18 protein-coding genes are annotated in these 21,314 nt (G+C 60.4%); 13 read left to right on the forward strand and 5 right to left on the reverse strand.

Annotated elements, in window-relative coordinates; translation table 11 throughout:
- The first annotated feature begins 31 nt into the window (after positions 1 to 31).
- Positions 32 to 913, forward strand: coding sequence for an alpha/beta fold hydrolase (locus tag ICI42_RS22030; RefSeq protein WP_188166766.1), 882 nt, complete (start codon positions 32 to 34; stop codon positions 911 to 913).
- Between the two features lie 341 nt (positions 914 to 1,254).
- Here ICI42_RS22030 and ICI42_RS22035 read toward each other — a convergent pair whose 3' ends face one another.
- Positions 1,255 to 2,007 carry an SDR family NAD(P)-dependent oxidoreductase gene (locus ICI42_RS22035; RefSeq protein ID WP_188166767.1) on the reverse strand — a complete coding sequence of 251 codons (753 nt, stop codon included), beginning with the start codon at positions 2,005 to 2,007 and terminating at the stop codon, positions 1,255 to 1,257.
- 23 nt (positions 2,008 to 2,030) lie between these two features.
- Entirely contained in the window at positions 2,031 to 2,819 is a 789-nt protein-coding gene (locus ICI42_RS22040; protein ID WP_188166768.1) for an enoyl-CoA hydratase/isomerase family protein, read from the reverse strand.
- A 190-nt stretch (positions 2,820 to 3,009) separates the two neighbouring features.
- Between ICI42_RS22040 and ICI42_RS22045 the strand changes: the two genes are divergently transcribed.
- Together ICI42_RS22045 and ICI42_RS22050 are read left to right on the forward strand one after the other, a co-directional pair.
- Entirely contained in the window at positions 3,010 to 3,912 is a 903-nt protein-coding gene (locus ICI42_RS22045; protein ID WP_210317461.1) for an SDR family oxidoreductase, read from the forward strand.
- Positions 3,913 to 3,919: 7 nt separating this feature from the next.
- Positions 3,920 to 4,672, forward strand: a complete 753-nt coding sequence (locus ICI42_RS22050) for an SDR family NAD(P)-dependent oxidoreductase (RefSeq protein WP_188166769.1) — start codon at positions 3,920 to 3,922, stop codon at positions 4,670 to 4,672.
- A 162-nt stretch (positions 4,673 to 4,834) separates the two neighbouring features.
- On the opposite strand, the gene ICI42_RS22055 is transcribed toward ICI42_RS22050, so the two are convergent.
- Positions 4,835 to 6,043: an NAD(P)H-dependent flavin oxidoreductase gene (locus ICI42_RS22055; RefSeq protein WP_210317463.1), complete on the reverse strand. Its 1,209-nt coding sequence runs from the start codon at positions 6,041 to 6,043 to the stop codon at positions 4,835 to 4,837.
- On the opposite strand from ICI42_RS22055, the gene ICI42_RS22060 reads away from it, so the two are divergent.
- The 8 genes from ICI42_RS22060 to ICI42_RS22095 are packed head-to-tail and all read left to right on the forward strand — an operon-like array spanning position 6,022 to position 15,634.
- On the forward strand, positions 6,022 to 8,472 hold the full coding sequence (locus ICI42_RS22060; protein WP_188166771.1) for a CaiB/BaiF CoA transferase family protein: 2,451 nt from the start codon (positions 6,022 to 6,024) through the stop codon (positions 8,470 to 8,472). The genes ICI42_RS22055 and ICI42_RS22060 overlap by 22 nt on opposite strands.
- 52 nt (positions 8,473 to 8,524) lie before the next feature.
- A complete protein-coding gene (locus tag ICI42_RS22065) occupies positions 8,525 to 9,280 on the forward strand; it encodes an enoyl-CoA hydratase/isomerase family protein (RefSeq protein WP_188166772.1) in 756 nt (251 codons plus the stop codon).
- Positions 9,281 to 9,289: 9 nt separating this feature from the next.
- Positions 9,290 to 10,075: an enoyl-CoA hydratase/isomerase family protein gene (locus tag ICI42_RS22070; RefSeq protein WP_188166773.1), complete on the forward strand. Its 786-nt coding sequence runs from the start codon at positions 9,290 to 9,292 to the stop codon at positions 10,073 to 10,075.
- A gap of 15 nt (positions 10,076 to 10,090) precedes the next feature.
- Positions 10,091 to 10,828: an enoyl-CoA hydratase/isomerase family protein gene (locus tag ICI42_RS22075; protein WP_188166774.1), complete on the forward strand. Its 738-nt coding sequence runs from the start codon at positions 10,091 to 10,093 to the stop codon at positions 10,826 to 10,828.
- Positions 10,829 to 10,843: 15 nt separating this feature from the next.
- Positions 10,844 to 12,055 (forward strand): NADH:flavin oxidoreductase/NADH oxidase, encoded by a 1,212-nt coding sequence (locus ICI42_RS22080; RefSeq protein WP_188166775.1) that lies wholly within the window; start codon positions 10,844 to 10,846, stop codon positions 12,053 to 12,055.
- Positions 12,052 to 13,614, forward strand: coding sequence for an AMP-binding protein (locus ICI42_RS22085; protein ID WP_188166776.1), 1,563 nt, complete (start codon positions 12,052 to 12,054; stop codon positions 13,612 to 13,614). Before ICI42_RS22080 ends, ICI42_RS22085 begins: the two co-directional genes overlap by 4 nt.
- Positions 13,611 to 14,816, forward strand: a complete 1,206-nt coding sequence (locus ICI42_RS22090; RefSeq protein ID WP_188166777.1) for an acyl-CoA dehydrogenase family protein — start codon at positions 13,611 to 13,613, stop codon at positions 14,814 to 14,816. Before ICI42_RS22085 ends, ICI42_RS22090 begins: the two co-directional genes overlap by 4 nt.
- A gap of 23 nt (positions 14,817 to 14,839) precedes the next feature.
- Positions 14,840 to 15,634: an acyl-CoA thioesterase gene (locus tag ICI42_RS22095; protein WP_269140808.1), complete on the forward strand. Its 795-nt coding sequence runs from the start codon at positions 14,840 to 14,842 to the stop codon at positions 15,632 to 15,634.
- 287 nt (positions 15,635 to 15,921) lie between these two features.
- Here the strand turns inward: ICI42_RS22095 and ICI42_RS22100 are convergent, their stop codons facing one another.
- Together ICI42_RS22100 and ICI42_RS22105 are read right to left on the reverse strand one after the other, a co-directional pair.
- On the reverse strand, positions 15,922 to 16,887 hold the full coding sequence (locus ICI42_RS22100; RefSeq protein WP_188166779.1) for a Bug family tripartite tricarboxylate transporter substrate binding protein: 966 nt from the start codon (positions 16,885 to 16,887) through the stop codon (positions 15,922 to 15,924).
- A 97-nt stretch (positions 16,888 to 16,984) separates the two neighbouring features.
- Positions 16,985 to 19,105, reverse strand: a complete 2,121-nt coding sequence (locus ICI42_RS22105; RefSeq protein WP_188166780.1) for an acetate--CoA ligase family protein — start codon at positions 19,103 to 19,105, stop codon at positions 16,985 to 16,987.
- 166 nt (positions 19,106 to 19,271) lie between these two features.
- Between ICI42_RS22105 and ICI42_RS22110 the strand changes: the two genes are divergently transcribed.
- A complete protein-coding gene (locus ICI42_RS22110; RefSeq protein WP_188166781.1) occupies positions 19,272 to 20,117 on the forward strand; it encodes an SDR family oxidoreductase in 846 nt (281 codons plus the stop codon).
- Between the two features lie 152 nt (positions 20,118 to 20,269).
- Positions 20,270 to 21,067, forward strand: coding sequence for an IclR family transcriptional regulator (locus tag ICI42_RS22115; RefSeq protein WP_188166782.1), 798 nt, complete (start codon positions 20,270 to 20,272; stop codon positions 21,065 to 21,067).
- Positions 21,068 to 21,314 lie beyond the last annotated feature (247 nt).

Consider the following 21,314-nt stretch of genomic DNA (forward strand, 5'->3'; position numbering starts at 1 on the left):
CGAGCTTGAAAAGGCGCTGTAGGAGCTCCCTATGGATGATCCTGCCCGCCTGATTGCCGACCTCGACGCGCAGGCAAGCCACGCGACGACGAGGACGCTCAATGGAAGTCTCGTCTGGCGGGTCTGGGGCGATGGCGAACCCGTCGTGCTGCTGCATGGTGGCCATGGCTCGTGGAAACACTGGATCGGCAATATTCCGCAGCTTGCCAACAGATACCGGGTCTACGTGCCCAACCTGCCCGGCATGGGAGGATCGGCGCCTGCCGGCGACACGATGGAAGACCTCGCCGCCGCGATTGCCGCTGGCGTGGACGAGCTGGGCATTTCCGGCCGCTATTTTCTTGCGGGATTCTCTCTTGGATCGATGATCGCTGCCTATGTGCTCGACGCTCATCCGGATCGCGTGCGGCATCTATTCCTCATCGGAACGTCTGGTTTTGGACGGGTCAATATGCTGACCCACTCCCTGAAACGCTGGCAGGAAGTACCCGATCCACTCGCGCGCCGCGCCATACACGCCAACAATCTATCAGTTCTCATGCTTCACAACCCGGAAGCGATAGATCCTTTGTCCATCGCCATCCAAGCCGACAACGTCGAAAACACCATCGTCAACAATCGAAATGCAGCACTCGCAGCGGACATGAAATGCTGCCTCGATCGGCATGCCGGAGCGATCACGGCAATCTGGGGCCGTGAGGACGCGCTCGTGCGCAGGTATCTGGACGAAAGAATAGACTATCTTTCCCGCCGCCGGCCGCCGGGCCGCTCTGTTGTCATCCCGGACGCGGGACACTGGGTGCAGTACGAGGCAGCTGCCGCCGTCAACGCCGTGCTTCTGGAAACCCTCGACGCGAGCGTCGCGACATCGCCGTCTCCCCTCCCCGTTGCGGAAGGAGAGACAAATGCCTGAAAGCTGCTCATCCAGCGCGACGGCTCGATTGTGGTGCTGACCTTCAACGGTCCGGACGGCGGAACCTATTTCCATTGCGCTTATGCGGCTGGCCGACAAACTGGCCGCGCCCGCTTGGTCAGGTACTGGTGGAGGCACGCGAGATCGCAGCCCTTTTCTCGGAGTTTCCGTCGTTCGCCTTGGCGCTGCTCAAGTCGGCATAGTCATAAGGGCTCGATAACGTGCTGAGGCTGGAACTCGACGTAAAGCCCATTCTCATCGCCGCCGAAGACCATCCTGAAGCCAAGGCCGCATTTTTAGAAACGCAAGCCGGCCTTCACCGGCGTTCAGCCGCGTTCGGTTCAAGACATGGTAAAACCGCTGTCGACAGGGAGTGTGTGGCCGGTGATCCGCGCGGCCTCGTCCGAGGCGAGAAAAAGCGCGGCGTTAGCGATATCCTCAGGCCGGGCATCGCCTAGACGATTGCGGTCGCCGGCTCCGCCTGTCGGTCGGGCGGCGTCCACCTTCATGGCCCTTTCGGTAAGAGTGCGCGTCGGTGCAACCGCATTGACCCGGATTTTATCCTCGGCCAGTTGGAGGGCCAGCGCACGCGTCAGCGCGATGATCCCGCCTTTGGCGGAGCTGTAAGCATCGATATTGCTTAAGCCGACAAGACCCGCGATAGACGTCGTGTTAACGATCGCGCCACCGCCGGCCGCCCGGAGTTGAGGGATGGCAGCGCGGCACATCAGCCAGGTGCCGAAGAGATTGAGCTGTAGAGTCTTCCAGAAGACGTCTATGTCGCCGCGCTCGGTTGGGCTGTCGCCGGCAAGGGAAGCGCCAGCATTGTTGTAGAGGATATCGATCCGGCCGTAGGTCGAGACGGCAGCTCTAACGGCAGCCTCAACGCTGTCGGGATCCGTGATGTCCGTATGGACGAAGGTCGCATCCCGTCCGGCTTTCGCCTGCTGCTCAGTTGCGTCACGACCAAAATCGCCGTTCACTTCGGCGATTACGACCTGTGCGCCCTCGCGAGCAAAAATGTCGACGGCGGAACGGCCAATCCCTGCCCCGCCCCCCGTGATGATCGCGACTTTCCCCTCCAGTCTTGCCATGGCTTCCTCCCAATGCGTTGGCGTCAGCGCCCCTTGAACACAGGCCGCCGCTTTTCCTGGAAGGCATTAACGGCCTCCGTATGGTCTTCGCTGACTGCAAGGCGGATCTGGTGGAACGCCTCAAGGTCCAGAACGTCTTGTAGCGTGCCCGTCTCTGCCGCCCGGAAATTCCGCTTGATGTATCCGTGGGCAAGCACCGCGCCATCCGCAAAGGTCCTTGCGAATGCACGAGTCTCCGCAACCAGCGCATCGTCCTCAACAACCTTCGAGACAATTCCCAGCGAAAGCGCGCGCTCCGCATCCAGCTTCTCGGAGGTCAGGAAAAGCTCCTTCGCTTTGCTGGGACCGAGCAGGCGCGTCAGGAAATAGGTGCCGCCGAAATCGCCAGCAAAACCGACGGTAACGAAACTGGTGACGAATTTCGCGGAACGCGCCGCGAGGCGAAAATCGCAGGCGAGCGAAAGCGCGAAACCGGCCCCCGCCGCTACCCCGTTGACCATGGCGATCGTCACCTTCGGAAATTCGTAGAGAACGCGTGAAAGTTCGTGGCGCCGACGAAGCAAACCGACACGGTCTTCGTAAGACATCGGATTGGCGTTGCCCTTCATCGCCTTGACATCGCCGCCGGCACTGAAGGCGCGCCCCGCGCCGGTAAGGATAACGACGCGGATCGCAGGGTCCTGGGCGATTTTTTCGAGGTCTTCGATCAACGGAAAGATGATGCTGTCGTTGATGGCGTTAAGGACCTCCGGGCGGTTCAACGTCACGGTCGCGATGCCGTCCTCCACCGCAATATTGTAGCTCTGGGTCATGGTACCTCCCTATTCGAACCTTCATTTTGCGGAATCCGGAACTGGAACCGAAGGCTTTTTCGATAGCAAACATATATGCGTCGTTGCCGCAGAATGGATGGACAACAGATCATCGCTCCGGCCATGAACGAGGATAATTTTGGCCGCCCCACGCGGCCTTCATGATCTGTTGTTCGAGGAGACGCTGCTGATGACGATACGCTTTGACGGCCGGGTGGCCATCGTGACAGGTGCCGGCGCGGGTCTTGGCCGGGCCCATGCGCATCTTCTAGCCGCTCACGGGGCGAAGGTGGTGGTCAACGATCCCGGCGGCAGCGTCGATGGGAAGGGTGGCGACGGAGCCGCCGCCGACAAAGTTGTGGCCGAGATCACGGCTGCCGGTGGCGAAGCCGTCGCCAATTATGCAAGCGTATCGGATCGCGAGGGCGCTGCTTCCATCGTCCAGACCGCGATCGACGCCTTTGGAAAGATCGACATCGTCGTCAACAATGCCGGCATCCTGCGTGACAAGAGCTTCGTCAAGATGACGCTCGAGGAATTCGAGATCGTCCTGAACGTTCACCTTCTTGGAACCGTTTACGTCACCAAGGCGGCTTGGCCGCATCTCTTGGAGCAGAAATACGGCCGCGTTGTCTTCACGAGTTCCGGTTCCGGCCTCGTCGGCTCCTACGGACAATCAAACTATGGCGCCGCCAAAACCGGCATGATGGGGCTGATGAACAACTTGAAGTTCGAAGGGGCCAAGTCGAACATCAAGGTCAACATGATTTCGCCGGTCGCCGGCACCCGTATGACCGAAGGCATCATCGAGCAGAAGCTCTTTGATCTGTCCAAGCCTGAACAGGTGTCGCCGGCGGTCGCCTGGCTCTCCAGCGAGGAATGCGACGTCAACGGCGAGATCGTAGCAGCCGGCGCGGGCTATTTCACGGTGCTGAAATTGATGAAGGGAAAGGGGCACGTGGTCGATCCCTCGCATGTTGCGACGCTCGAAGACTTCGTCAACAACAAGGACAAGATCTTCGACCTTTCGGAGGCGAAGCCCTACAACAGCACGCTCGACGACGAGACCAAGAAGTTTCTCGGATTGATGTGAGGACAGGATGACCGAGGAAGGAAAAGGCCGAGCTATCATCACAGGCGGGGCGACGGGCATCGGACTGGGGATCGCCAAGCGTCTCAAGGCTGATGGCTTCGACATTACGATCGTCTCGCGGGACAAAGCGAAGCTGGAGGCCGCCTGCGCCGAAATCGGCGCCGGTGTAGATTACATCGTTGCCGACGTCAGCGAGCGGGCGGGCGTCAAGGTGCTGGCCGCTGACATTGGCCGCCGCTACGGACAGATCGTGGCTCTCATCAACAATGCCGGCATCATGAAAACGACATCGCTGGAAACACCGTCGGAGGACATGGACCGGATATGGGACGAGACCTTCGCCGTGAATCTGAAGGGGACAATGATGGTTTCCCAGGAGCTGGCGCCGATTATCCGCTCGCCTGGCGGCCGTATCATCAACCTGTCTTCGACCGTTTCCTACAATGGCGGCAGTGTTCCCGGACTGCTCGCTTACAGCGCATCCAAGGCAGGCCTTAACGGGCTGACCATGGCGCTCGCCCGCGAACTTGCCGCGCGCGATATCACCGTCAACGCGGTCGCGCCCGGCATGATCGAGGATACCGGTCTAACGGGCACCTTCGATGAGGCGCGGAAGGCTCGCATCAAGCAGATCCTGCCGCTCGGACGGCCCGGTCTCCCCTTCGAGGTTGCAGCGGCGGTGTCGTACCTCGCCTCCCCCGAGGCAGGCTACGTTACCGGGTCGGTCATGTCGGTCAATGGCGGCTGGATATTTCGGTAGGCCGTAGCCCCCTCACCGTCCAGGTTACAAGGATCCCTCGGTTCATCATTGCATGCGTCTTCCATCGTAGGCTTCCCGGATCACTCCTTAACGAGCCAGGAGATCAAGCTCGGCGGTAAGCGTAAGTTCCGTAAACACATTTCTGAGCGCCGTGTCTGCCGTTCACTCCCCGCTTCTTTCGGGGAAGATTCCGTTCAATCGGGCCAATGCATCTTCTGCCTCCGTAATAATGCGTCGGATGATTTCCGCCACTTCCAACGTGTCGTGGATGAGGCCGATACTCTGCCCAGCGTGGACGGTTCCTTGTCCGACATCTCCCTCGAAGCTCAGCTTGTTGTAGCGCTGCATAGACGCCATGCTGATCATCTCAAATACGCGTTTGGGACCTTGGCGGACAGCGTCGAGCGCAACTCGGGTAAGCGGAATGTCCATCTCCCTCGCGATTTGAAACGAATAGAGAAGAGCGTGAAATGGATTAACTTGTGATCTCAATATCTTTTCGGCCTGTTCGGTACGCATCAGCCGGTTGGGCGAGCCACCGAATTTTTCCGAAATCAGCGTGTCATGTACGTCTCTTTCGATCGCTGCCTTCTTGAAGTTCTCGTGCCATGTGCTCTCGGTGGCCGTTGCGAAGCGGGTACCGAGCGAAACGCCGCTAGCGCCGAGCGCAAGCGCTCCAAGAAGGCCCGCGCCGCTGGTGACCCCTCCAGCGGCGATGACCGGGATATCGAGCAGTTCGGCGAGGCGCGGCACGAGAACGAAAGTCCCGATCTCGCCTGCATGACCGGCGGCCTCATAGCCGGTGGCAATGATGGCATCCGCACCGCGTTCCTGTGCGCTGCGTGCGAGTTTGACCGAATTCACCGACGCAATCGTTTTTCCCCCATAGCGCGTTGCGCCCTCAGCGATCCAGTCGCCGCGACCCATTGAGTAGTTGATCACAGGCACCTGCTCCTTCAGGGCCAATTTCGCGTTGTCTACTGCGTTCGGCATGGCGAGCGGGCAATTTATGCCGAACGGCTTCTCCGTCAATTCCCGGATTTCGCGAATCTGGTCCGCCACCACCGATGGAGGCTGAACACCAGCGCCAAGTATGCCGAGGCCGCCTGCGTTCGAGACTGCGGCCACCATTTTTGGCAGCGACACCCATCCCATTCCTGCGTTGATGATAGGGAAGCGGATACCCATGAGATCGGTAAAATCCGTTCGAATTGTTTTAGCTGGGGCCTGCTGCATGGATTTTGCCTCAAGGAACGGAAGCACGCGCAATTCCGTCCACTGGACTTGCCGATAAATTGTCTCGCGTACCCGGTGAGCACCTAACACGAGGCTTTCGTTCCAAGAAGGAAGTGCCCGCGGTGGAACGGCCATTCCAGCTTTTTAGCACGTACATGACATTTCAGCGGCAGGCTGCCAAACATATTGAGCCCGTCAAACCGACCTTGTTACCATGCAGGCGGTATAAACACGGAAAAGAACACATGGCCATCGAGAGAGCCGGAACGCTCAGCGGCCTTCGCGTCATCGACTTCGGGCAGTATATCGCCGGTCCGCTTGCGGCTATGCAACTTGCCGATCATGGGGCAGACGTAATCCGCATCGAGCCCCCGGGTGGGCCGCGCTGGAAAACACCTGCCAATGCCATGTGGAATCGAGGCAAACGATCAATCGTCCTCGATCTGAAAAATACCGACGACATCGAAACCGCGCTCCGCCTGATTGCTAGGGCTGACGTCGTGATCGAGAATTTCCGCCCCGGCGTGATGACACGTCTCGGCCTCGCTCCGGAAACCTTGCTCGCCGAGCATCCGAGCCTCGTGTGGTGCAGTCTACCCGGATTTGGTAGCGACGATGCACGCGCTCAGATACCTGCCTGGGAAGGCCTGCTCGGTGCCGCGACCGGAAATTTCATGCTGAAGGCGCAAAGACTGCGCACGGATGCGGGCCGGCGGGAGCTAGCGCCAGATGATGGGCGGCCGATCTACACGATGACGCCGGTATCCTCTGTCTTCGCAGGCTGCATGGGTGCTCTTAGCGTCGCCATGGCGCTCGTGGCTCGGCAGAGGGACGGACGGGGGCAGCATATAGAAGTGCCGCTCTTCGACGCGACTTTCGCCGCTATCGGCAGTCCGCGCTGGAAGGGCTTGCCGGGTACGCCATGGGTGAGGAGCTATGAGTGCGCCGATGGCCGCTGGCTCGACATGCTCTGCTATCATGCAAAGCACGTCAGAGCCTTTGCCAACGGGGCGGGAGTTGAGGACTGGCTCGACCAGCCTTTCGTCAACAACATTAACAAGGTGTTTCGCACCGATGCTGCCAAGGTCCGAGTTTTGCTGGCGCGGATGGAGGCGCTGTTCAGGACGCGGCCGGCTGAGCAGTGGGAAAAGATTCTAACGTGCGCCGGCGTTCCGATCGCCATGGTTCGCACAAGTGCGGAGTGGATGGAACTGCCGCAGGCTCGTGAATCCGGTTGCATCGTCGCGCTTGAGGACAAGCAGCTTGGGCCAATGCTGCAGCCCGGGATCCAAGCCGGTCTCAGCCTGTCGCCGGGCCTCATTGCTGGGCCGGCACCTGCGCCGGACCAGCATCGCAGTGAGATTTTGAAAGAACTGGACACCCCACCCGCACGTGCGCTCCCCCTGACTGCGGAACCGGATACCAGGCCGCCGCTCGCCGGCTTGCGTCTGGTCGATCTCGGCTCAGTTCTCGTCGGTCCCGCTTGTGGCCGGACGCTCGCCGAGTTCGGCGCGGAAGTCATAAAAATCGACGATCCGAATGGCGTTGGCGCTGGACCGGATGTCAATCGCGGCAAGCGCAGCATGTTCCTGGATCTGACGAAGTCCGGTTCCAAGGAGGTGCTTGAGCGACTCAGCTTAGACTGCGATCTCTTTCTGCAGAATTTCCGCCCCGGCGTCGCTGAGAAGATGGGCATTGGTTACGACCAGATCCGCAAGCGAAATCCTGATGCGATCTATATTTCCTATACGCTCTACGGTGCCTCCGGCGATTGGGCGTGGCGACCGGGCTATGAAAATCAGGCGCAGGCCGCGACGGGAATGATGGATCGCTTTGGCGATGGCATTCCGGCAATGGAGCCCTTTCCGATCAACGACTATGGCACGGCCTTGACAGGCTCGTTCGGCGTCGCCCTCGCTGTCTATCACCGCAACCGGATGCGGAGCGAGCGCCGGCAGGGCTGCGGGCAGCATGTCTCGACGGGGCTGGTCTTCACGGCCTCGCTTCTTCAGTCCATTGTGATGAACACATATGCTGGCAAGCGGTGGGACGAGCCGCGCGGGCAAGAGAAACTCGGCAGTGGGCCACTCGACAGATCTTACCGGACTGCCGACGGATGGATGTTTCTTGCCGCGCGCGAAAACCAGATCGACGCCCTGGCCCGGGTCCCGGGGCTGGAGGAATTGGCGGAGATCGCTCCGGGAGAGCGGGAGCCGTTTTTGGAATCACGCCTCGCGCTCGATAACACGGCCAACTGGACGGCACGGCTTCTGGCTCTCGATATCGGTGCATATGCGCTGAGCACGGTTGCCGAGGTGATGGCCGACCCCCGCGCGGCCAGGAGGGGCATATACCTGGACCGTGCCCATCCCGATGGCGGACGAAGTGTAACCATCGGACCCATTCCGAAACTGTCCCATACACCGACGGTGGCCGGCCAACCGCTACGCCCTTCGATGGAAGGACCGTCTATCCTTGAGGAGATCGGATTCGATCCGGCGCCTCTTCTAGAGTCCGGGGGCGTGCTGGTGACGCCTCCGGCGCTCGCCGTTGGCGGCGATTGAACCCTGAACCATTAGATTTCGATCATTTGATCATACTGCAGAAGGAACGAGAATGAGCGGCGCACCGCATTCCAAGACCGACCTCGTCAGCCTCGACTGGCGCGGACCTGTGGCCGTCGTCACGCTGACAGGTTCGACCAGCCGCAACTCACTCGACAGGGTGACGAAAAACGCGCTGCTCGAAACGCTCAAGCAGGCGAGCGAAACCGTTGCATGTCGAGCGATCGTGCTCATGGGCGGGGGCGACACCTTCTCGGTCGGCGGTGACGAGGCAGACGTCCTCTCGCTTGAAATCTTTCAGATTTTGACCGTCGGAAGGCGGCCGGTTGTTGCGGTCGTCAGTGGCCTGGCAGCGGCGGCCGGCATGTCGCTTGCCGTCGCTTGCGACTATGTTGTCGCGACGGAAGCAACCGTGTTCGACTGCGCCTTGGGGCCTGGTGGTCAACTGCCGCAGGGCGCAGTCTATTGGACATTGGGGCGCCGCATCGGCGCCGGTCGGGCGCGGCACGCCCTGCTGACCGGGCGCCACTTTACCGGAGGAGAGGCGCTTGCCATTGGGCTGGCGAACGAGCTCGCCGATCCGAGCGAGTTGCTCGACAAGGCTGTCGCAGCTGCGATGCGTTACGCGCAAATGCCCCCCTTGGCACTGGCGTGGCTGAAGGCCGCGATGGCCACCGGCAGCGATACCCTTGACCAGGCGATTGAGACGGAAACCAATGTCCAGCCGCTGCTGCGCTTCAGCGAGGACCATAACGAAGCCGTGGCCGCATTCCTGCAGAAGCGCGCACCCAACTTCGTCGGACGATAGGAGGACATGATGACGGACACCACCTCTCCGGGAATCCGCGCTGAGAAGCGAGGCCGCACGGCAATTCTCACTATCGACAATCCAAGCCGCAGGAACGCAATCGCCCGCAAGCTGAGGCAGGAACTCAACGGGCTCGTCAAGGAGATGCTTGCGGACGAATCCGTTGCGGCGATCGTCCTTACCGGAGCTGGCGAACATTTCAGCGCTGGCGCCGACATTTCAGAAATGCGCGAGCGCAGCATCGCCGAGTATCGCGAACTGCATGTCGAATCCACAACCGTTGTGCGCCTGATGATGGCGGGCCGCAAACCCGTTATCGCAGCGGTGGAAGGGATCGCCTTCGGCGGCGGGCTCTCGTTGGCCTGCGCGGCGGATTTTGTGGTTGCCTCCAAGACAGCGCGTTTCTGCGCCGCCTTCATCAAGGTCGGGCTGCTGCCGGACATTGGCATACTCTGGACGCTGCCGCAAAAGATCGGGCGGGCGAAAGCGGCGGAATTTCTTGCACTAGCGACCGAGTTCGACGCCGATGAGGGACATCGCCTCGGGCTTGTGTCGCAGATTTCCAATCCGGGCCATGCACTTACCGACGCGCTCGCGCTGGCCGAAACGCTCTCGAAGAACCCGCCTGTTTCGATGGCTCTGATCAAATCGGCGCTGACCAACTCCAATCACTCGCTCAACGAGTCCTTAAATGTCGAGATCGATTATCAGTCGATCTTGCGCGCGACCGCAGACCACAAGGAGGCCGTAAAAGCCTTCCTGGAAAAGCGCCCGCCCGAATTTTCGGCCCAGTAGACCAGGAACCTGCCTATGTACAAGCATCCAACAGACCTGGTGACGATCGAAACCGACGGAGACGTCGCCATCCTCACCATGAACGAACCCAACCGGCGGAACCCCTTTTCGGTTCATATGCGCTACGCGCTGACCGAAGCGTTCCACCATTTGTTCGAGGAGGACAAGCGGAGCCGGGCGATCGTGCTCACCGGAGCGGGCGGACATTTCTGCGCCGGAGGCGATATTTCAGGCATGTCCGCAACGCCCACCTTCCTTCAACAGAGAACCCAGATCGCGGTGGCTAGCGATCTGGTGCGGCTAATGTGCTCCGGACCCAAGCCGATCGTCGCGGCCGTCGAGGGTTCCTGCATCGGGGCCGGCCTGTCGCTCGCTTGCGCCGCCGACGTTGCGGTCGTGGGGAGAAGTGCCAAGCTGGGCTGCACATTCGTTAAGATGGGGCTGATCCCCGATACTGGCGTCATGTGGACCCTGACCCAGCGGGCCGGGCACGGTAAGGCGCGCGCATTGATGCTCTCAGGCGCCATGTTCACGCCCAAGCAAGCCGTGAAGGACGGGATTCTGGATGAAGAAGTGCCCGATGGCGAAGCTCTGGCGGAGGCAGTCGCAAAGGCGCGCGAATTTGCCAAGATGCCACCCTCGACCCTCGCGCTGCTCCGCGGCGCCCTGGTCACCGGCATGAACAGCTATCAGGAAGCTATGCGCGTCGAAGCCAGCCTGGCGGCCTTTAAAGGCATCGCGGCCGGCGCATGAGCGGCAATAGCTAGGATGGCGAATTCGGAATCCGTGGCGCCCGGAACATCCGCGCTTTTTACCCCACTCCGCATTCGCGGCGTCGAAGCCCGCAACCGGGTAATGATTTCGCCGATGCAGCAATATGCCGGGGGAAGCGATGGCTTGGCGGGCGACTACCATCTCGCCCATGTCGGTCGTTTCGCCCTCGGCGGCGCCGGAATGGTGATCATGGAAGCGACCGCCATAGAGCCTATCGGTCGCAACAGCTGGGGTGATCTCGGTCTATGGTCTGACATGCATGTCGAGCCGCTTGCGCGATGCGCGGCGCTGATAAAGTCCTGCGGCTCCGTTTCAGGCATCCAAATGGTCCATGCAGGAAGAAAGGCGTCGATCAATCCTCCCTGGCTGGGCGGCATGCCGCTCGGAGCCGCTGATGCGGAACGGGGAAGCCCTCCTTGGGCTGTGATCGGGCCGAGCGCTGTTGCCGCCGGTCCTGAGTGGCCCTTGCCCATGGAAATGTCGGCTGCGGATATCCAGGCAAGCGTGGTGCTGTGGGCGAATGCAGCGCGGCGGGCGGCAGACGCGGGTTTCCAGATTATCGACCTCCATGGCGCCCACGGCTACCTGCTGCATTCCTTTTTGTCGCCGCTAGCCAACCATCGCACGGACCTCTATGGCGGTCCGATTGAGAATCGGATGCGCTATTGTTACGAGGTCGTTGACGCAATCCGTGCGGCAATCCCGGATGAGATTGCGATCTTCTACCGCCTTTCGGCGCTCGACGGCATCGAAGGTGGCTGGACGCTGGACGATTCTGTGGTCTTTTGTCGTGGCCTTCTCGCGCGAGGCGTCGATGTCATCGACTGTTCTTCCGGCGGCGCGACCGGGGATCGCAAAAGTGACACGCGCATCCGGCGTGGTTATGCCTTTCACGCCCCGTACTCCCGCGTCTTGCGCGCCGAAACGGGCGGGCTTGTCGCGACGGTTGGCCTGATCGTCGATCCTTTTCAGGCGGAGGCGATTCTTGAGGCCGGCGACGCGGATATTGTCGCGATTGGCCGCGAGGCACTCTTCAATCCGAACTGGCCGCACCATGCGCGCAATGCCCTGTCGGGAGAGAATTTTTCGGCATGGAACAAGGAAGCAGGGTGGTGGTTGAAACGGCGCGGCTTCCTCCTGCGTGAACTGGAGAACCAGGGCGAGACACCGATGAGCAGATATTCAGGTCAGGGAGACGGTCAATGAACAAGCTCGGCGGCGCGGCGCACGAGGACCGCACTGGCGTCCTTATCGGCGAGCGGTTCGTCTCGTCTACAGATCTCGGCGAGCGCGCTGCGCGCGTCGCGGCCGGGCTCCATAGCATGGGTGTCGGAACAGGCGACGTCATCGCGATTTATGTGCGCAACACTCCCGCCGTAGTCGAGATGTCGATGGGCGCGGCCCGTGTCGGGGCGACAGTGGTCCCGCTCAACACGGCCTGGCTGGGATCGGAGGTGCGGTATGTGCTGGAGGATAGCCGTGCCAAAGTGCTCTTCGCGCAGACAGATCTTCTGAGCGGCATTGTCAACGATCTTCCCGATAGGCTGAAAATCGTGGTGCAGAAGCCGCTTGCGGAGGTAGTCAACGCCTTCCAGATTCCGGACAAGGCACTTGTCGTCCCGGAAAATTACGACGTGTATGAGGATTGGCTATCGCGGTTCACACCCCTGCAGAGCGTCAAGCCATCGATTCAGGCGCCAACGATCTTCTACACTTCTGGAACGACGGGAAAGCCGAAGGGTGTTCTTCGACAGCTGCCCACACGGGAACAGTCTGTTGACAGGCTCAAGAACCTCCAGACAGTTTATGGCATCGAGGACGGTGCGCGAAGCCTCATCACCACCCCGCTCTACCACGTTTTCGCGTCAGCTTACGCTCAAACCACCCTTGCCAAGCATGGACTAGTCGTCCTTCTTCCGCGCTTCGATGCCGAGACGCTCCTGTCAATCGTCGAAGAACATCGAATCACGAATCTGCAACTCGTGCCCACCATGTTCGTCCGTCTGCTCCGGCTGCCGCAGGAGGTCCGGGAACGCTACGATGTGAGTTCGCTCCGCCATGTTCTCCACACGGGCGCACCCTGCGCCCCCGACGTAAAGCGCGCCATGATCGCCTGGTGGGGACCGGTGATCTGGGAAATGTTCGGAACAAGCGAGACCGGCGTGTGCGTGCTTTGCAACAGCGAGGAGTGGCTTTCTCATCCGGGAACCGTTGGCAGGCCATTCTTAGGCAGTCGGGTCGGAATCTACGGGCCGAACGGAGATGTGATGAAGCCTGGCGCAATCGGTGACGTCTATATGCGCATGCCGAGCATGCCGGATTTCACCTATATCGGCAGGCAGGCAGACCGGGACGCCGCCGAGCGCGACGGCCTGATTACAGCCGGCGATGTCGGCTATCTCGATGAAGACGGCTATCTCTACCTGTCCGATCGTCGCGCCGACATCGTCATTTCCGGGGGCACGAACATCTACCCCGCTGAGATCGAGCATGTGATCGCCGACAAGGCAGGCGTCGCAGATGTCGCCGTGGTGGGGCTGCCTGACCCAGAATACGGCGAACGCCTCGCAGCTTTCGTCAAGTGCGAAACCGGTGTCGTTCTGTCGAAGGAAGACGTGCGAGCCCACGTCCGAGGCCGTTTAGCGGGCTACAAGGTGCCCAAGGACGTGTTTTTCGTCAAAAATCTTCCGCGAGACGACGCTGGCAAGATAATCCGCAGAAAGGTACGGGATTTCTCTGGCCCTTCGCAAGAGATCATATCATGAGCGCCGAACATCACCTTTTCCACGTCACGAGAGAGAAGCTGAAACGCTTCATCGCGACGCAAGTCTATCCGGCAGAGAAGCAGCTCCCAGCTCCGGGAGACGATGAAGGCTATGGCAGGACGCAGGCAATGCGACACCTTCGAGCGGAAGCCGAGCGCGAAGGGCTGTTCAACCTTTTCTCGTCGCTTCGGGAAGACGAGTTCGGCTTCTCGACAGTTCAGATCGCCGAACTCGCAGAATTGACAGGACACAGCCCTTTGCTCGCACAGGACGCAATTGGCAGCCTCAATCCTGATGCGGAGGTCATAAATCTTATCCGGAGATTCGGTACCCCGGCGCAGCGCGATCGCTGGGTGGCGGCGCTTGCCGCTGGAGAGGCGGCTTCGGCGCTTTGCATCACCGAACCTGACGTCGCCTCGTCAGATCCAACCGAAATCCGAGCCGCCTGGCGGGCGCATGCCGGGAAATTTCTGCTCAGCGGCGAAAAACATTGGGCGCTGGGCGCGTTGAACCCGAATCTCCGCCTCCTCATCGTACTTGCCATCACCGAGCCGGAGGAGAAGAGGCGCAGAAGACTCTCGCTCATTCTTCTGCCGTCCGAGCGATCGGGCATCATTATCGGCGAAAGTGCGACGGTCTTCGGTTACGGGAACGACGCGCGGGGAGGAATGCCGCACATCCGTTTTTCTGATGTCGAAGTCGATGAGAACGACATTCTCGGCCCTCGAGGACAAGGTCTTGCCACCGTCCAATCGTCGCTCGGTCCGGCCCGTCTCTTCCACTGCATGCGGCTTGTCGGGAGTGGAGAGCGGGCGCTGCAACTGATGTGCCAACGGCTAATTAGCAGAACGATCCGGGGCAAACCGCTCTCCGAAGACGCGCTCTGGATGAGCCGCATTGCCGATTCCCGCATTGCCATCGACCAGTCCAGAGCCTTCGCCCTTTCAGTGGCCGCCAAGGTTGACGCGAGCGGGCTGGAAGCCGCCGCCGTCGACATTTCCGCGGTGAAAGCCATTTTACCGGAGGCGATGGCGAGGGTTATCGACATGGCGATCCAGTCCTTTGGAGCGGAAGGCATGTCCCATGCGCTGCCGCTCGCGGGCATGTGGGCACTGGCGCGGAGCCTGCGCTTTTCCGACGGGCCTGACGAGGTTCACAAGGCCGTGGTTGCGCGGGCGGAACTGAAGCGGGAGCTTTCATGACAACCGACCCGACGCTGGCCGAGATGCTGGAGGTCAGGCAAGTCGGGAACAACCGCTTCGAGGGCCTTTGCGGCCCCGGCAGTCCGGGCCGTGGCTTCGGTGGCCACACGATGGCGCTTGGACTTCGAGCGGGCCAACAGACTGTATCCGAGGACCGTTCCATCCACGCGCTTCACGCCCGGTTCGTGCGGCCTGTGGTGCCTGCCGAGCCAATGGAGTTCATCGTTTCGCCCGAGGGCGACTCCCGCAGCTTCTCGCGCCGAAGCGTTGTTGGATTGCAAGCCGGTAAGGAGCGAATTGCGCTTTTCCTCACCTTCATCGAGCCTGACAGCAAGGCACCGGATTTTTCCGCGTCGATGCCGCAGGTCCCGCCCCCCGAAAACCTCACCGGATGGTTCATAGGGCCGATTGAAATACGATCCGTGGAAGGTCAATCTGTAAAGACCGGCACGCTTCCAGACCCCTCGCGGCAACGCATCTGGCATCGCGCCGCGAACATGGCCGGCGAGAGCCAATCCTTGCACGATTGCGCGCTCGCTTATCTTTCCGACGTGACCCAACTCTGGCTCACCGTCAGCGTCAACCGCCTGAGTTTTGCCCACAAGAGTCAGATGCTCGCTTCGATCGAGCACTCGATGTGGTTCCATCGTCCGACACGCACCTGCGAGTGGCAGCTCTATGACCAGTTCTGCCCGTCAACATCGGCAGGGACAGGTCTGGTCCAAGGACAGATCTATGACGCTGCGGGCCGCGCTGTCGCGACGGTTGTCCAGAATGGAATGCTGCGAAATGTTGTGCCGCTTGCCCCCGGAGAATGAGACCAGCGCTTGACTGTTCTATAACCAGGCGAAGGGATGGAATGTGGTCTGGAAGATACTGTCTGATTTTAGACGTAGCGGAGCGATGCGGAAACATCCGCAACTCAAAACTATCCATTAGGGTCAGGTTTTTAAACCCGGTGTTCCCGGCAGAGTATCCGATCGTTGCACATCTGACCGCAGACAGTATCAGCCCTTGATATCGGCCAGCAGATCGTTTTTGAACAACACGCTCCTGGACAAAGGTTGGAAAGGCATGGCGTCTGCGGGACGCCATGCCTTCTGGATCAGTCGAGCTTGATTCCAGTCGCTGTAACTACAGGTTCCCATTTCGTGATTTCGCTCGCGGCGAACTCACGAAATTCCGTCGTCGGAAGGAAAGCAGGCTCGGCGCCCAGCCGACGATAGGTTTCCATCACAGCCGGATCGGCCATCACCTTTTTCAGTTCGTTCGCGAACTTGTCGGCAATCTCCTTCGGCATGTCCTTCGGCCCAGCAAGTCCGTACCATGTTGCAAAGGCGAATCCTGCGAGCCCGCTTTCAGCAACGGACGGAACATCCGGCAGGCGAGCGATCCGATCCTTAGTGGTTACAGCGAGAGCGCGGATTTCGCCGGAGCTAATCTGGCCGATCGAGCCGGCAAGCTGGTCGAAGCCGAAATCGATCTCGCCGCTGAGCATGCCGGTCAGCATCGGGGCGCCGCCCTTGTAACCGACATGCAGGACATCGATACCCGCAGTCTTGGCAAAGGCCACTCCAGTAAGGTGTGTCGTCGTTCCCGGTCCCAGCGAGCCGAAGCTGAGCTTGCCGGGATTGGCCTTAGCGTCCGCGAGCAGGTCGGCAATCGTCTTGTACTTGGAATTTTTCGCGACGATAACGACGTTGGGAATGCTCACGAAGCGCGCGACATAGGTGAAGTCGGCGATCGGGTCATACTGCATGTTCTTGTACAGCGAGGGCGCGATGCCATGCGTCGCGGCCGTGATCATGCCGATTGTGTAGCCGTCCGGCCTCGCGTTGACGACTTTGATATTGGCGATGTGGCCGCCTCCTCCCGGGACCGATTCCACGTTGAATTGCTGTTTCAGATCTCTCCCCATCGGCTCCGCGAAGGCGCGCACGGTCATGTCTGACGATCCGCCCGGAGGGGATGGGATCACGATTGTGACAGGCTTGCTGGGCCAATTGTCCGCGGCGTGCAGATTGGTGGCGATCAACATCGCCAAACCGATAGTGGCCAGAGATTTCCTCATTTCACTCCTCCTTGGAAAAGCCCATGAACGGGCGGTATTTCAGTCAAATTCGCCCTACTTCGAGACAACAATTGCGGCCGGTTCTGCCGTTCTGGAGTCATCCGTCAGTCGCAATCAATGCATCCAGCGCCATGACGCCTTGTCCGGCGGGGAAAACGAGGAGCGGGTTAATTTCGACGGTGGCGATATGGTCGGCATTGCGTGCCGCGAGTTGCGACACTGCTGCGATCGCAACGGCGAGCGCCTCCAGATCGGCGGCGGGGGCACCGCGATGACCCGCTAGAAGCGGATATCCGCGGATGTCGCGGATCATCTCCATTGCGCCTGCCCGGCTGACCGGCGCCAGCCGATAGGTCACATCCTTGAACACCTCCACCGCAACGCCGCCAAGCCCGAACATGATCATCGGACCGAACTTAGGATCGGCGGTAACGCCGACGATGCATTCGATGCCCTTCGGCACCATTTCAGACAGGAGATAACCGTCGATCCTGGCTTCCGGCAGGGCGCGTCTCACCGAGGCGGAAATGCGGTCGATCGCGTCCGCCGTAGCTTCGGCGGACGCAACACCGAGGACGACACCGCCGACATCTGTCTTGTGCTGGATATCTGGGGAAATCACCTTGACCACCAGCGGAAAAGCGATTGATTCAGTGGCGAAACGGGCGACGTCGGCGCTTTCGACGACCTTCTCTCGCGGCGTTTGGATGCCGATGCCGTTCAGCACCGCCTTAGCATCGACCTCATTAAGCTGAACGCCAACGGGAAGCTTTAAAAAGCCAAGGTCCGCCGCGTGATGCTCCAGGGTACGCGAGAAGCCCGCCGAAATGTCGGCGAGTGCAGCGAGGGCGTTGACGGCGCGCGCCATTTCCTCGAAGACGAGGCAGCCGGAATTCTCGTATTCCCGCACGATCTCCGGCGGCGCGACACCGCAGATCAAAAGTACGCTGCGAGGATTTCGCGTCCTAACGCGCCGCACGGCATCGAGAAGAGGCTGCGCCAACCCTTGCGCCTGGATCGCCACGGTGACAAAGGCCATCACCATCTCGCAGTCGCTGCTCATCAGTTCGAGGCAAGCCTCAAACATTTCTGGCCTGTTGACGACGTTGGCCGTCAGGTCGGTTGGGTTGTTTGTCGACGCAGAGGGGCTGATCTCGACAAGCTTGCGTTGAACTTCCTGAGGAAAGGCAGGCAGGTCAAGACCTTTTTCGACCGCGAGATCGGCGATCTGGACGGCCGCGCCCCCCGACAAAGACATCACAGCTGCACGCTTCGTCGACGGGAATACTCCGCGGCTGCACACATAGGCTACGTCCAGCATCTCATCGATGGTGCGGGCGCGATAGACACCGTATTTTTGGAAGATCGCCTCGTAGCCGGCGTCGAAACCGGCCAAAGAGGCTGTGTGCGATGAGGCGATCTTTGCGCCCTCCTCGCTTTGTCCAACTTTGAGCACGATAACGGGCTTTCGGTTGCTATGCGCCAGTTCAAGCGCCGCGACAAAGTTCTTTGCCGATCTGACGCCCTCGATATAGGCGACGATCACCTTGACGGAAGGATCGGCGGCGAACCTTCCAATGACTTCGCCGATCTCGACGTCGCACTCGTTTCCTGTCGTAACAAAATTTCCAAAGATCAGGCCGCGGTTCTGAGCGATTGTGGCGAGGTGGCTGCCGATGCCGCCGCTCTGGCTGACGAGGGCGACATTGCGGGTTTCGTCATAGCCCGAGATAAACGTGTTTGCGAATGTGACGTAGGCGCCGGTTCCTGCATTGTAGGCACCCATGCAATTGGGGCCAAGAATACGCATTCCCGACGTGCGGGCAATGTCGGAAAGCTCGTCCTGAGCTGCCTTGCCACTCGGCCCTAGTTCTGCGAAACCCGCGCTGAACAGCACCACGGAGCGCACGCCGCTCGCGGCGCATTCGCGAACAACTGCGACCGCATCCGTCGCAGGCACGGCCACGACGGCGCAATCCACCGGCCCGGTGACATCTCCGATATGAGGATAGGCCTTGAAGCCCTGCACCTCGCTTCGGGATGGATTGATCGCATAGACAGGGCCATCGAACCGCGACTGACGCAAATGACGCAGCGTCCGCCCGCCGACCCGATTTTCGTCCGACGAGGCGCCTATGATGGCTATCGACCGTGGGGACAGAATATAGTCGAGACCGCCTAACGTCCCGTCGGTGTGTCGTGTCAAAGGTAATGTCATGACCCGATCGATCCCGAACTAGCCTGCCATGCGCAAGACATGCTTCGTTTAGGGCCGATTTTGTCGGATACATGTTGCTTTTCCGGAGTTGCGAAAAACAGGCCCTCCAGCGGCGGGAGGAGCGTTAGTCTTGCCGCAGAAGTGCAGCAGATCACGGTGGGGACATATGTTTCAGAAGGACTTACTCAAGGGAAAGAGGTTTCTCATCACGGGTGGCGGCACCGGTCTGGGGCGTAGCTATGCCTTGCGCATGGCCGAACTCGGCGCCGACCTCGTGCTCTGCGGACGTCGAGGCGAAGTGGTGGTAAATACGGCGCAGGAAATCACCGAACTGCATGATGTCCACGCCACGGGTATCGCCTGCGACATACGCGATAGCGGGGCGGTCGAGGAGATGTTCGAGCAGGTATGGCAGGAAGGGCCATTGAACGGTCTCGTCAACAACGCGGCAGGAAATTTCATCGCGAGGACCGAGACGCTTTCCCCGCGCGCGATCGACTCCGTTCTCAACATTGTACTGCACGGTACTTTCTACTGCAGCGTCGCCGCCGGCAGACGCTGGATCGCCGAAGGCAAGCCAGGCGTCATTCTCAGCATCGGGTCGGCTGCAGGTGACCACGGGCGGGCGTTCACGGTCCCCTCGGCGGCCGCGAAGGCCGGCGTTGAGGCGATGATGAAAAGCCTCGCCGTGGAGTGGGGGCCGCACGGCATCCGCACCGTCACCCTTTCACCTGGCCTCTTCCCGACCAAGGGTGCTTGGGAAAACCTGTATCCCGAGGGCGCCAAGAGCTATGCGCAGGAAATGGAGATCCCCCTGCGTCGCACGGGAGATCATGCGGAGATCGCCAATCTTGTCTGCTATTTGCTCTCCGATCAGGCCGGCTATATCAACGGCGAAACCGTGGTGATGGATGGCGGGCGGCACCTGCAGAACGGAGGCGGCGCCGGGGTTATGGATCTGATGAATTGGTCCGAGGAGCGGTGGGCGCAATTCAAGAAGACGGGGCGGTAGCCTGGACTTTATCAGCACGTCCGTGCGGATTGGGTCCGTCACCCTTCGCTACCACCGGGTTTTGTGAAAACCATCTCGATGGCCGTGACGTGTTCTCTTGATTTGCGGTGAAACGCCGACGACCATGTGATGGGAGGAATCGCATGAGGTCTTTGGAAGACTTCGAATCTGCCGGCGACGGGGCCGATGTCGTCAAGTCGGTCGCGCGGACGCTTGAAGTTCTGGAACTATTCGACGAGGTCCGCCGTCCCATGAAAGTCATGACAGTGGCCGCTGCCCTCGGCTATCCGCGAACCAGCACACTTGCCATTCTTCAAAGCCTCGTTTCGCTGGGCTACGTGAAGGTCGACAGCCTGCGTCGAACCTATATTCCCACCGACCGCGTCTCTTTGCTCGGCTGCTGGATGAGCCCAACCCTGTTTGCAGAAGCACGCCTTCCACGGCTTCTGCAGGCGATCACCAAGCGCAGCGGCCAGATGGTGGTTCTCGGCGCGAGAAACGGGGATTATGCGCAATATATTCAGGTACTTGATCCCCGCAATTCGGCAGGTTGCCGCATCCGCCTGGGAGCCAAGCAGCCACTGGCAAGCTCGGGCGTAGGCACGGCGCTGCTCAGCGCGTATGACGACAATGACGTGCGGCGATTATTCCACCGCATCAACGCTTATCGAACGGTCGATGCCGAGCCGATACAGGTCGGCGATCTGCTCCTTTCTCTGGCCGATATCAGGCGCAAGCGCTACTTCGTCTCCATCGATCAAGTGGTGACAGGTGCAAGTCTCATTGCGATGTTGATGCCCACCGCTTGCACCGACAGGCCGCTCGTCGTCGGGATCGGCGTGCCAACGGGCACCATTCGGGAGCGGGAAGACGAACTGGTCCGCGTGATGAACGAGGAGATCGACCGCTTTTTCGGCAAAGGTGATGGCGAAAGCCGGATGGCCTGTTAGCAATCTCCTAAACAGCAGTGTTCAGATGCCTCGGCTCGTACGGAAGGAATTCTCTGATGCCGCCTGGCTGAACGTCGTCGTCGAAACCGCGCGCGTCTGGTTAAGGAGCTGCGGCGTCTCCCTCCCTCCGCAGGTTGCCGATCCAATCCGCATATATGAGTCTTCTTTGCTCTCTCGATGTACATCGTTCCCAAATGGCGGCCATGATTGTCGAATGCTGGCCGGCTCGACGCCGGCTGGGAATTCA

The organism is Oryzicola mucosus (assembly GCF_014534685.1).
Lineage (GTDB): Bacteria > Pseudomonadota > Alphaproteobacteria > Rhizobiales > Rhizobiaceae > Oryzicola > Oryzicola mucosus.